The organism is Nocardioides sp. NPDC127514 (assembly GCF_040302125.1).
Taxonomy (GTDB): Bacteria; Actinomycetota; Actinomycetes; order Propionibacteriales; family Nocardioidaceae; genus Nocardioides.
This window is the reverse complement of sequence record NZ_JBEORF010000010.1, coordinates 1-11,472: the sequence shown is the minus strand read 5'-3', so window position 1 is coordinate 11,472 and position 11,472 is coordinate 1. Positions and strand designations below refer to the sequence as shown.

General features: G+C 69.4%; 10 protein-coding genes. 4 read left to right on the top strand and 6 right to left on the bottom strand.

The window, feature by feature from the left end; genetic code table 11:
- Positions 1-16 precede the first annotated feature (16 nt).
- From ABTX24_RS09630 to ABTX24_RS09620, 3 genes are all read left to right on the top strand, one after another.
- Positions 17-415 carry a carboxymuconolactone decarboxylase family protein gene (locus tag ABTX24_RS09630; protein WP_350839162.1) on the top strand — a complete coding sequence of 133 codons (399 nt, stop codon included), beginning with the start codon at positions 17-19 and terminating at the stop codon, positions 413-415.
- A complete protein-coding gene (locus tag ABTX24_RS09625; RefSeq protein ID WP_350839160.1) occupies positions 412-2,022 on the top strand; it encodes an FAD-dependent oxidoreductase in 1,611 nt (536 codons plus the stop codon). Before ABTX24_RS09630 ends, ABTX24_RS09625 begins: the two co-directional genes overlap by 4 nt.
- Before the next feature lie 182 nt (positions 2,023-2,204).
- Positions 2,205-2,630 carry a nitroreductase/quinone reductase family protein gene (locus ABTX24_RS09620; protein ID WP_350839158.1) on the top strand — a complete coding sequence of 142 codons (426 nt, stop codon included), beginning with the start codon at positions 2,205-2,207 and terminating at the stop codon, positions 2,628-2,630.
- A gap of 3 nt (positions 2,631-2,633) precedes the next feature.
- On the opposite strand, the gene ABTX24_RS09615 is transcribed toward ABTX24_RS09620, so the two are convergent.
- Genes ABTX24_RS09615 through ABTX24_RS09600 form a run of 4 tightly spaced genes read right to left on the bottom strand, consistent with a single transcriptional unit; the run spans position 2,634 to position 8,294 of the window.
- Positions 2,634-3,890, bottom strand: a complete 1,257-nt coding sequence (locus ABTX24_RS09615; protein WP_350839156.1) for a hypothetical protein — start codon at positions 3,888-3,890, stop codon at positions 2,634-2,636.
- The gene (locus ABTX24_RS09610; RefSeq protein WP_350720122.1) at positions 3,887-5,470 is read right to left on the bottom strand and encodes a succinic semialdehyde dehydrogenase; all 1,584 of its coding nucleotides are present in this window, start codon (positions 5,468-5,470) and stop codon (positions 3,887-3,889) included. Before ABTX24_RS09610 ends, ABTX24_RS09615 begins: the two co-directional genes overlap by 4 nt.
- Before the next feature lie 34 nt (positions 5,471-5,504).
- Complete coding sequence (locus ABTX24_RS09605; RefSeq protein ID WP_350839154.1) at positions 5,505-7,127, bottom strand: GMC family oxidoreductase; 1,623 nt, start codon at positions 7,125-7,127, stop codon at positions 5,505-5,507.
- 3 nt (positions 7,128-7,130) lie between these two features.
- Complete coding sequence (locus tag ABTX24_RS09600; RefSeq protein ID WP_350839152.1) at positions 7,131-8,294, bottom strand: steroid 3-ketoacyl-CoA thiolase; 1,164 nt, start codon at positions 8,292-8,294, stop codon at positions 7,131-7,133.
- Between the two features lie 199 nt (positions 8,295-8,493).
- Between ABTX24_RS09600 and ABTX24_RS09595 the strand changes: the two genes are divergently transcribed.
- A complete protein-coding gene (locus ABTX24_RS09595) occupies positions 8,494-9,717 on the top strand; it encodes a cytochrome P450 (protein WP_160023311.1) in 1,224 nt (407 codons plus the stop codon).
- Here the strand turns inward: ABTX24_RS09595 and ABTX24_RS09590 are convergent.
- A complete protein-coding gene (locus tag ABTX24_RS09590) occupies positions 9,708-10,217 on the bottom strand; it encodes a GNAT family N-acetyltransferase (protein WP_350839150.1) in 510 nt (169 codons plus the stop codon). The genes ABTX24_RS09595 and ABTX24_RS09590 overlap by 10 nt on opposite strands.
- Before the next feature lie 85 nt (positions 10,218-10,302).
- Positions 10,303-11,316, bottom strand: coding sequence for an NAD(P)-dependent alcohol dehydrogenase (locus tag ABTX24_RS09580; RefSeq protein ID WP_502890802.1), 1,014 nt, complete (start codon positions 11,314-11,316; stop codon positions 10,303-10,305).
- Positions 11,317-11,472 lie beyond the last annotated feature (156 nt).

The window sequence follows — 11,472 nt, the reverse complement described above, 5'->3', positions numbered from 1 at the left end:
CGAGGAACACGGAATCATGAACGACGACACCGACAAGTTCGCCGACCTTCCCGAGAAGCGCGCCCGAGGCCTGCGCAAGATGGAGGAGGTCTACGGCTTCGACATGGCCGACGGCGAGGGCGACTTCTTCGGCTACACCGCCGACCATCTCTTCGGGGACATCTGGCAGCGCCCGGGCCTGACCACCCGCGACCGCCGGCTCCTGCTGATCGGCCTGCTCGCCGGCCAGGGTGCCGCGGACGTGCTCGGGATCCAGATCCCCGCGGCGTACGCCAACGGCGAGCTCTCCGAGGACGAGCTGCGCGAGATCGTGGTGTTCCTGAGTCACTACGCGGGCTGGCCGAACGGTGCCAGGATGAACACGGTGGTCGAGGAGACCATCGGGAAGGCCCGGAGGAAGGCTCAGCGCTCATGACGTACGTCATCACCCAGTCGTGCTGCAACGACGCCTCCTGCGTGGAGGTCTGCCCCGTCGACTGCATCCACCCCGCGCCCGACGAGCCGGGCTTCGGTGCCGCCGAGATGCTCTACGTCCACCCCGACGAGTGCATCGACTGCGGAGCCTGCGAGGACGCCTGCCCGGTCAACGCGATCTACCCGGACTACGAGGTCCCGGACGCGTTCGCGCCCTACGTCGACATCAACGCTGCCTTCTTCGAGTTCACCGGCGAGCAGGAGGAGCCCGCGCCGCTGCCGCCGTTGGGCCCGAAGATCCCCGGCGGGCCGCTCAAGGTGGCCGTGGTCGGGGCCGGCCCGGCCGGTTGGTACGTCGCCGAAGAGCTCGCCGCCACCCGCCGCTGCGACGTCGAGATCACCGTCATCGACCGGCTCGCGACCCCCTACGGTCTGGTCCGCTACGGCGTCGCCCCGGACCACCTGGACACCAAGGAGATCGTCTCCGGCTTCGCGAAGACGGCACGCCACCGCCGGGTACGGACGCGCTACAACGTCGAGATCGGGCGCGATGTCACCCACGAGGAGCTGCTCGGCGCCCACCACGCGGTCGTCTACACCACCGGCGCCGGTGAGGGCCGCAGTCTCGGCCTGCCGGGGGAGGAGCTGCCGGGCTCGACCTCGGCGGCGGAGCTCGTCGGCTGGTACAACGGCCATCCCGACCGAGCCGATCTCACCTTCCCGCTCGCGCACGAGCGGGCCGTCGTCATCGGCAACGGCAACGTCGCCCTCGACCTGGCCCGGCTGCTGCTGGCCGACGAGGCTGCCCTGACCGCCTCCGACCTGGCTCCGGTCGCGCTCGCGGCCCTGGCGGCCAGCGGCATCCGCGAGGTCGTCGTCACCGCCCGGCGGGGTGCCGAGCACGCCGCCTTCACCAGCCCCGAGCTGCGGGCACTGGCCGACGACCCGGGTATCGACGTCGTCGTCGACGAGGCGGACCTGACCGCCCTGCCGACCGAGGCCGACACGACCGAACGCAACGCCGCCACCTTCGGGGCGCTCCAGAAGGCCGACCTGCTCCGCGACCTGGCCACCCGGCCGCGTACCGACGCCGCGAAGCGGCTCGTCCTCCGCTTCGGCCTCACGCCCACCGAGATCCTCGGCACGGAGACCGTCGCCGGGGTGCGCTTCGACAACGGCGAGGAGCTCGAGGCCGGGCTGGTGGTCCGGGCCACGGGCTACCGCTCCGCAGGGGTCGACGGCGTCCCGAACGAGGCGGGCACCGGCCGCTTCCCTAACGAGGCCGGCCGGGTGATCGGGGCCGAGGCCACCTACACCGCGGGCTGGGCGAAGCGTGGTCCCAGCGGCGTGATCGGCACCAACCGCGCCTGCGCCGCCGAGACCGTACGCACCCTCCTGGACGACTACGCCGCCGGCGCGCTCACCGACCCTGCGGGCGAGTCCCTCGACGACCTCCTGGCGGCGCGCGGCGTGATCGTGGTCGACCAGACCGGCTGGAACACGCTCGACACCCACGAGTGCGAGTCCGGCAAGGAGATCGGTCGACCGCGCGCGAAGGTGACCGACCGGGAGGAGCAGGTCCGCATCGCGGCTCTGGCCCGAGTCTGACCTCGCCCCCAGCCGAGTCGGCGCATCCTGACAGAAAACAACGCCGAGTCGGCGCGTCATGACGAGCCGACTCGGCAGGAATTTCGGTCAGGACGAGCCGACTCGGCGTTCGGTTTGACCGGTGCCCGTTGGGCAGGTCTGCGAGAGTGGGTGAAAACCGATTCCTCGGGGAAAGGCACTCCATGTCAGGCAGCGACTACAAGGACTGGAACCAGTCGATCATCGATGAGTTCCGCTCGAACGACGGCAACGTCACCTCGGTGCCGTTCGGGCGCGGGCTCGTACTCGTGCACCACACCGGCGCCAGGACCGGCACCGAGAGGGTCTCGCCGGTGGCCAACCTCCACCCGGATCCCGACACCTGGCTGATCGCCGCCTCCAAGGCCGGCGCGCCCGAGAACCCGGCGTGGTACCACAACCTGCTGGCCCACCCGGAGACCAAGATCGAGACGCCCGACGAAGGGGTCGTCGAGGTCGAGGTGACCGAGTTGACCGGCGCCGAGCGCGACGCCGCCTGGGATCGCTTCAAGGCGATGAGTCCGGGTTTCGGCGAGTACGAGGCGAAGACCGACCGGGTCATCCCGGTCCTCGCGCTCCACCGCCGCTGAACCTCAGACCGGTGTGATCGGCAGCGACCGGCGCGGCTCGAACGCGAAGTCCGCGCCGGTGCTGAACCTCACCACCGTGACCTCGTCGGCCTCGGGAGCGGGTTCGGTGCGGCGTACGATCTCGACCCGCCAACCGTCGTCGACGGCGTCTCCAACGGACCGGACCTCGACGTCGAGGTGAGCGTCGAGCGCCTGCACCGCGACCCGGAGCGGAATGAACCATTCCGGTCCGATCAGGGACACCCAGGCACCGTCCTCGTCGGCCGCCGAAGGGCGGACGGTCATCGCGTCGGCCTCCACCTCGACCGAGACGTACGCAGCGGGGTTGAGCATCGGATGGAGCGCGAGCAGCCGCAGCGCGCCCTTGGTGTCCGGCGGCAGCGAGAGCGCCCGGGCGAGGCGCGCGCCGGCGATGCCGGCGACCCCGACCAGCTGCTTGCGGCGGATCTCCAGGAGCTGCTCGGGCGAGGTCACCCGGGACTCCAGCGCGAGAGTGAAGCCGCGGTCGAGCAGCGCCATCTGCAGGCACACCTCGTCGGCGATGCGGACCAGCGCCGAATGGGAGAAACCGGCCAGGTCGAGGTCGGAGACCAGCGGCCCGGCGTAGTCGGCCGAGCCGTCCTCGGACGGATCGATCGGCGCGAGCTCGAGCCCGGCCGCGCGCGAGCGCTCGTTGACGGCCAGCTCGGGGATCGCCACCGCCTCCGGGTGGGCGTCGTCGATGGTCACCGTCCAGCGGCAGTGGGGCATCCGGTCGGCCGGGGTCCGAGGCGGCCGGTGCACCGGGCGCACCTGGGCCCGGGGGTGGGTCGCGATGGCGGTGGCGTCGAACGTCGGATCCTCGATGTCGTGGCACATCCCGCGGACGTACTCCTCGCCCATCGGCTCCACGTCCATCAGAGCGCCGCAGTGGTCGAGGTGGAACTCGCCGTGGCGGGCGTCGTGGACGGTGTAGCGGAAGTCCATGAACTGCGGGGGCGCGCCGATGTCGAGCTGGAGGCCCTTGAAGATCGTCGGTACGTCGCCCTGCCCAGCCACCGCCGGCGCGTAGCCCAGCGCGGCCTGCATCCGCCGGGTGTAGATCGGCGAGGCGGCGGCCCACTCGACGATCGCGATCCGGAGCATCTCCTCGCGCCCGAAGGCGGAGATGCACCACGCCATCCCGGAGCGGTCGATCAGCTGGCCGATCAGGAGGAGCTCGCGGACGACCTCGGCGAGCTCCTCCCGGGCCAGCTCGGCATAGCGGGAGGCGGGAGTCAACGGATGTGGAGCTTCCGCATCCAGCGCAGCGACGCCTGCATCTGCTTGGCGTAGTCGTCGAAGGTCTGCTTGCCCTGCGGCCCCATGACCTGCTTCTTCAGCGTGGCGACGTTCTGGGTCTCGGTGTACTTCAGCAGTCCCTGGTCGCCGTGACGAGCCCCGACACCGGACTGCTTCATGCCGCCCGACGGGGTCGACTTCGAGGCGTACGCGGTGGCGAGGCCGTCGTTGATGTTGACGTTGCCCGACTCGATCCGCGCCGCGACCTCTTGGGCGCGCTTGAAGTTCGTGGTCCACACCGAGGCGTTGAGCCCGTAGTCGGTGTCGTTGGCCAGCTCGATCGCCTCCTCCAGGGTCGAGTAGCGGTGCAGCGAGACCACCGGCCCGAACGTCTCCGTCACCCCGTGGAGCATCTCCTTCGTGGTGCCCTCCAAGATGGTGGGCTCGAAGAAGGTCGGCCCGATGTCGGGACGTGCCTTGCCACCGGTCAGCACGGTGGCGCCCTTGGCGACCGCGTCCTCGACGTGCGACTGCACCCGCGCCAGATGGTCGGGGGAGACCAGCGCCCCGAGGTCGGGTCCGAAGGCGTACGCCGCCTCGATCCGCATCCCCTCGACGGCGGCCACGAACTTGTCGCGGAACTCGTCGTACATCGCCTCGGGGATGTAGATCCGCTCGATGTGCATGCAGATCTGGCCGGTGTTGCCGAAGACGGCGAACATCGAGCCGCCCACGGTCTCGTCGATGTCGGCGTCGTCGAGGACGATCATCGGGTTCTTGCCGCCGAGCTCGAGGCAGGCGCCGATCAGGTTGCGGCCCGCCTGCTCGCCGATCACCCGGCCGGTCGCGGTCGAGCCGGTGAACATCGCGTAGTCGACGTTGTCCAGCATCGTCGGGCCCACGTCCGGACCCTCGCCGCAGACCACCTGGAACAGGCCCTTCGGCAGGCCCGCCTCCTCGAGCAGCGATATCCCGAACAGCGGCGAGAGCGCCGTCTTGTTGTCCGGCTTGAGCAGCACCGCGTTGCCGGCCATGAGTGCCGGGATCGCGTCGGAGAGACCGGTCGCGAACGGGAAGTTCCACGGCGCGATGATCCCGACCAGGCCCCGCGGCGGGTGGCGCTCGATCGAGCTGGACAGCACCGGCATCACGCCCGGGCGCTTCTTGTCCTTGAGCAGCTTCGGCGCCCGCTTGAGGTAGTGCGAGATCACCATCGGCGGGTCGCAGACCTCTTCGAACGCGATCCGGCGGGCCTTGCCCGACTCGGCCTGGATGAGGTCGGCGATCTTGTGCTGGTTGCGCAGGATCAGCTCGTGGGCGCGCTTGAAGACGGCTAGCCGCTCCCGGAGCGGGGTCGCCGCCCACGCCTGCTGGGCGGCCCGGCCGGCTTCGGCGGCCCGCTCCACGTCTGCCGGTGAGGACTGCGGCAGCGCCACCAGCACCTCACCGGTGTAGACCTCGGTCAGCTTCCAGGACGCACCCGTCGAGGACGGGACCCGGGAGACCAGCTCGGCCAGCAGCTCCTCGGTGATCCAGTCGGGGCGGCGTACGTCTGCTGTCTTCGCGGTGTCAGTGCTCATGTCTGCTTCCGATCAGCGGTTGTCGAGGACGGCTCTACAGATTTTCGTCAAGGACGAAGGTTGCGCAACGGTCACCGATCATGACCGCGGGAGCGTTGGTGTTGCCGCCGATGATCGACGGCATGATCGAGGCGTCGGCGACGCGGAGGCCGTCGATGCCGCGTACGCGCAGCTGCGGGTCGACCACGGCCCGCTCGTCGACGCCCATCCGGCAGGAACCCACACCGTGGTAGATCGAGGTCGCCCGGTTGGTGACCTCGTCCTTCATCGCCTCGGCGTCGATCGCCTTGCCGGGATGGATCTCCGACTTGACCTGGTCGCCGAAGGCCGGGGAGGCCATGATCTCGCGGATCATCTCCACGCCCTCGAGCAGGACGCGCTTGTCGTCGGGCTCGGCGAGGTAGTTGAAGTCGATCAGCGGCTCGGCGGTCGGGTCCGCGTTACGCAGCCGCAGCGTCCCGCGCGAGCGCGGGTAGATGAGCGACGACATCACCGTCAGGGCCGCTCGAGGGTCGACCTCGTGACGGATCGGCGCGTCCTGGTTGGGGGAGGGATAGGCCCAGGGGAGCACGTGCAGCTGTAGGTCGGGTACGTCGGTGGCCAGCGAGGTGCGGACGAAGCCGACCGTCTCGAAGACGGTGTGGCCCAGGATCGACCTGCCGACCGTCTGCTCCTTGAGGACCGCCTTGCCGAAGTAGCCGGCGGTGCCGTGGTGCAGCGCGGTCGGCATCTCCCAGGTGGTCGGCACGAACATGTGGTCGTGCAGGTTGTCGCCGACCGGCAGCTCGTGGATCGCGGTGATCCCGTGCTCGGCGAGGTGGGCGGAATGACCGATTCCGGAGAGCATCAGCAGCTGCGCGGAGCCGAAGACACCGGCGGAGACGATGACCTCCTGGGTCGCCGAGATCGTCTTCGGACCCTGTCTGGTGAGGATCTCGACGCCCCTCGCCCGGCCGTTCTCGATCACGATCCTCGAGACGTGCACCTGGGTGAGCGTGGTCAGGCTCGGCAGCTGCTGGTCGTGGAGGTAGCCCCGCGAGGCCGAGTAGCGCAGCCCGTCGATCGCGCTCTGCTGGAACGTCGCGACGCCCTCCTGCTCGGCGCCGTTGTAGTCGTCGAGCACCTTCACGTCGAGGGTCTCGGCGGCGGCGCGCTGGAAGGAGAGCGACGCCTCGGTCGGCCGCGGGTGCTTCATGACCTTGATCGGCCCACCCGTGCCGCGGTAGTCGGAGCCACCGCCCTCGTAGTCCTCGACCCGCCGGTACGCCTCGTTGACCGAGTCCGCGTCCCAGCCGGTGTTGCCCTCGGCCGCCCAGGCGTCGTAGTTGGCCCGGTTGCCCCGGACCCACAGCAGGCCGTTGATGGAGGAGGAGCCGCCGAGCACCTTGCCGCGGGGCTGGGGGAGCTCGCGGTTGCGGGCGTGCTGCTGGGGGACCGTGTGGTAGCCCCAGTCGACGAGCTTCTTCAGCCGAGGCTCGGCGTGCATCGGGCCGATCATGCCTGGCTTGGTCACCAGGTAGTTGCGCCTGTCGTTCTTCCCGGCCTCGAGCAGGATGACCGACTTCCCTGCCGCCGCCAGGCGGCCGGCGACGGCACAGCCGGCGGAGCCGGCGCCGACGACGACGTACTCGGCCTCGGTGACCTTCTCCCGAGCCATAGGTCAGATCCTCTCGATGATCGTGGCGGTCGCCTGAGCGCCACCGGCGCACATCGAGACCAGGGCGGTGCTCGCGTCGCGACGCTCGAGCTCGTGCAGCGCGGCGGTGAGCAGCCGGGTGCCGGTGGAGCCGACGGGGTGGCCGAGCGCGATCGCGCCGCCGTTGACGTTGATCTTCTCCTCGGGGACCTGGTGCACCGCGGCCCACGACATGACCACGCCGGCGAAGGCCTCGTTGACCTCGGCGATGTCGATGTCACCGATCGTCATCCCGGTGTCCTTCAGCGCCTTCTCGGTCGCCTGGACGGGCCCGTCGAGGTGGTAGTACGGATCCGAGCCGACCAGGTTGGACGTCACGATCCGCGCCCGAGCCTTCAGGCCCAGCGAGGCGGCGACCGCGGAGTCCATGAGCAGCAGCGCCGAGGCGCCGTCGGAGATCTGCGAGGAGGTGCCGGCGGTGTGGGTGCCGCCCTCGAGCACCGGGCTGAGCCCGGCCAGCTTCTCGAGCGAGGTGTCGCGGATGCCCTGGTCCTCGGTGACGGTGCGAATCTCTCCGGTGGCCTTGCCCTCGTCGTCGAGCATGGGGGCTTCGACGGCGAAGATCTGGCTCTTGAAGTGCCCGGCGCCGCGCGCCTGGCGCGCCTTGACCTGCGACCACAGCCCGAACTCGTCGACCTCGTTGCGGGAGAACCCGCGGTTCTTCACGATCCGGTCGGCGCCCTCGAACTGGTTGGGCAGATCGATGTTCCAGTCTTCGGGACGCGGATCGCCGGCGCCCTTGGGCACGTTGGCGCCCAGCGGGATGCGTGACATCGACTCGATGCCGCAGGCGATGCCGACCTTGATCTGGTCGGAGGCGATCATCGCGTTGATCAGGTGGGTGGCCTGCTGGGCCGAGGAGCACTGCGCGTCGATGACGGTGGAGCCGGTGTGGATCGGCAGGCCTGCGTGGAGCCAGGCGCGGCGGACCATGTTGTTGGACTGCTCGCCGGCCTGGGAGACGCAGCCGCCGATGACCTGATCCACCAGGTCAGGGTCGAGACCTGCGCGCTTGAGCACCTCGACCTGGGCGGCGCCGAGCAGAACGCCCGGGTGCAGGCCCGCGAGCCAGCCCTTGCGCTTGCCGATGGGGGTACGGACGGCTTCGACGATGACGGGCGTGCCCATGGAACCTCGCTCTTCGGGGGTTTCGACAAGTCGCTGGTGCGCGGGCGCGCACCGTCACGCCTGATGACGTGACACCGGTTACACTCGATTGTTCCAAATTAGAACGTGTTCTCGTTTGGCGCAACCCTTGTGTGATCCCGGGCACTGTGTGAACATAAACTAGAACGTGTTACAGAAAAGACCTCGAAGGAGCACACCCGTGACCGCTCTCCCCGTGGATTTCGATCCGACTGATCCCGTGCTCAACGAGGAGCGCGTCCCGCTCCAGGAGTTCATGGAGCTGCGGCGTACGGCTCCGGTCTTCTGGATCGAGCAGAAGCCCGAGGCGCGAGCAGGGTTCCTCGACACCGGCTTCTGGGCGGTCAGCAAGCACGAGGACATCCTCGCCGTCTCCAAGGACAGCGAGAACTTCAGCACCAACGAGAACGGCGTCATCATCCGGTTCGCGCCGGACATGACCCGCGAGCAGGTCGAGCTGCAGCGCGCCATGCTGATCCACCATGACGCTCCCGACCACACCAAGCTGCGTCAGATCATCAGCCGTGGCTTCACCCCGCGTGCGATCAACGCTCTCAAGGACCGTCTGGTCGAGCGGGCCAACAGCATCGTCGACGACGCGCTGGCCAAGGGGGAGGGCGACTTCGTCGCCGAGGTCGCCGCCGAGCTCCCGCTCCAGGCGATCGCCGAGCTGCTCGGCGTCCCGCAGGAGGACCGGCGCAAGCTCTTCGACTGGTCCAACCAGATGCTCGCCTACGACGACCCGGACTACAACGCGGACCCCGAGGCCGCCTCGATCGAGATCCTGACGTACGCGATGACGCTGGCCGCCGAGCGCAAGGCGGACCCCAAGGACGACATCATCTCCAAGCTCGTCAACGCCGAGCTGGAGGGCGGCGCGCTGGGCGATGACGAGTTCGGCTTCTTCGTCATTCTGCTCGCCGTCGCCGGAAACGAGACCACCCGCAACGCGATCTCCCACGGCATGCAGGCCTTCTTCGAGAACCCCGACCAGTGGGAGCTGTGGAAGAACGAGCGCCCCGACACGATGGTCGACGAGGTGATCCGCTGGGCAACCCCGGTGACCGTCTTCCACCGCACCGCGATCAACGACGTCGAGGTCGGCGGTCAGCTCGTCAAGGCCGGGCAGCGCGTCGGGCTCTACTACGCCTCGGGCAACCACGACGAGGACGTCTTCGACGACCCCGACACCTTCGACATCACCCGCGAGCACAACCCCCACCTCGCCTTCGGCGGCCACGGCGCCCACTACTGCATCGGTGCCAACCTGGCCCGGATGGAGGTGCGGATCATGTTCGACGTGATCGCCGACCGGATGCCCGACCTGAAGCCCAACGGCGCCCCGCGCCGGCTGCGTCACGCCTGGATCAACGGCATCAAGGAGCTCCCGGTCACCTACGCCTGATCGCCAGGCACGACGACATTGGAGAAGTGGGGCCGGCGGAACGGATAGCCCGCCGGCACCCACTTCCTCAGCGCTTCGTAGACCATCTCGTAGAGCCCCTGCTCGTACGCCTCGGTGGTCACCCACCAGCTGACGTCGACGTCGTACGTCGCCAGCTCCTCGCTCAGCTCCTGCCGTACGCCCAGTGGGTAGAGGTAGGCGCACCCGACGTAGCCGAGCCCAGCGGTCTCCAGGACGTAGGAGAACGACTTGTTCTCCTTCCACTCGCCCTCGTGCCAGACCAGGTCGATGTAGTCGTCCTCCTCCGACGTCGGCCCCTCCGGCCACCCGCCACCCCGGGTCGCGTTGATGAGCTCCCGGTCGGCGTTGATGGCGCGTACGTCATCGACCAGGCAGTCGCGCGACAGCGGCCGCGCCGTCAGCTCGCCGTGCGTGAGCACCTTCGGCGCCTCGAAGCCTTCGGGGACGACGAGCAGCTTGCTCAGTCCTGCGTAGCTCATCGCGCTCACCCCAGCTCCCCGGCGAGCTGCTTGGCAAGCGTGGAGTCGGTGACGGCGCAGGTGTGGCACTCCATGGCACCGCACGCTATCGGAGGCCGTGGTTGAGATGGACAGAACGGGAGTGGCGCGTCAGCGCATCGTCACGACGATCTTGCCCTGGTTGTCGCCGCTCGCGAGACGCGCGTACGCCGCCAACGCCTCGCTCAGCGGGAACGTGCTGTCGATGACGGGCGTGACGACGTCGCTCGTCACCAGCGCGGTGATCGCCTCGAGGTCTGCGCGCGACTGGGGCACGACGAGTACGCCGACGACCTTGCCGGTCCGTGCTTTTGACGAGCGGGCGGGCGGGCAGAGCGGCGAGCAGGATCCGGGTCGAGCCGCCGACCATCCGGTAGGTGCCGCCCGGGCGCAGGGCGCGGTGGACGCGGAAGGGGGAGCGGTGAGCGACCAGGTCGACGATCAGGTCGTAGCGTTCGCGGTGGTCGGCGTGATCGGCCCAGTCCTCGGCCTCGAAGTCGACGGTGGTGCTCGCGCCGATCCGGTGCATGAAGTCGGCCTTGTCGGCCCGGTCGACGGCGGTGACCTCGGCGCCCCGGGCTTTGGCCAGCCCGACGACGAGCGGTCCGCCCGCGCCGCCTGCGCCGTTGACCAGCACTCGGTCGCCGGGATGCACTCGTCCTTCGATGGCGCGCCAGGCGATGCAACCGGCCTGCGGGATGGAGGCGGCTTCGACGTACGTCAGACCCGCCGGCTTGCGCGCGAGCAGCCGCGGCTTCGTGGCGACGTACTCGGCCAGCCCGCCGCGGTAGCCGGCCAGCTCCCCGAAGACCTCGTCGCCGACGGCGAACTCGCTCACCTCGTGCCCTACGGCTGAGACCACACCCGCGATGTCGGACCCCGGCACCGGTCGCCGGGGTCTGCGCAGGCCGCCGACGCGCGAGTAGAACGGCGAGCCGGCGAGGTTCTCCCGGTCGGACCCGTTCAGTGAGCAGGCATGGACCTCGACCAGCACCTCGTCGGCAGTCGGCTCGGGCACCGGGAGATCAGCCAACTCGACCGCGTCGCGCCCACCGTACGTTCTCTGGGTCAGCGCCAGCATCGCTGCCTCCTGTCTCGCGGGGCAACGCTAGCGCTCCGGCCGGAAGCCGACATCCGGTTTCGCCGATCCCCGTCGAGTCGGCTCGTCATGACGAGCCCGGTCGAGCAGGTGCCGCTCGAGTCCCTCGAGCTCTCGGCCCTGTCGGCGGTCCACGAC

Coding starts and splice junctions, on each gene's coding strand:
- ABTX24_RS09605 (WP_350839154.1), bottom strand. CDS start 7,127: ATGGCTCGGGAGAAGGTCACCGAGGCCGAGTACGTCGTCGTCGGCGCC.
- ABTX24_RS09625 (WP_350839160.1), top strand. CDS start 412: ATGACGTACGTCATCACCCAGTCGTGCTGCAACGACGCCTCCTGCGTG.
- ABTX24_RS09600 (WP_350839152.1), bottom strand. CDS start 8,294: ATGGGCACGCCCGTCATCGTCGAAGCCGTCCGTACCCCCATCGGCAAG.
- ABTX24_RS09610 (WP_350720122.1), bottom strand. CDS start 5,470: ATGAGCACTGACACCGCGAAGACAGCAGACGTACGCCGCCCCGACTGG.
- ABTX24_RS09620 (WP_350839158.1), top strand. CDS start 2,205: ATGTCAGGCAGCGACTACAAGGACTGGAACCAGTCGATCATCGATGAG.
- ABTX24_RS09580 (WP_502890802.1), bottom strand. CDS start 11,316: ATGCTGGCGCTGACCCAGAGAACGTACGGTGGGCGCGACGCGGTCGAG.
- ABTX24_RS09590 (WP_350839150.1), bottom strand. CDS start 10,217: ATGAGCTACGCAGGACTGAGCAAGCTGCTCGTCGTCCCCGAAGGCTTC.
- ABTX24_RS09630 (WP_350839162.1), top strand. CDS start 17: ATGAACGACGACACCGACAAGTTCGCCGACCTTCCCGAGAAGCGCGCC.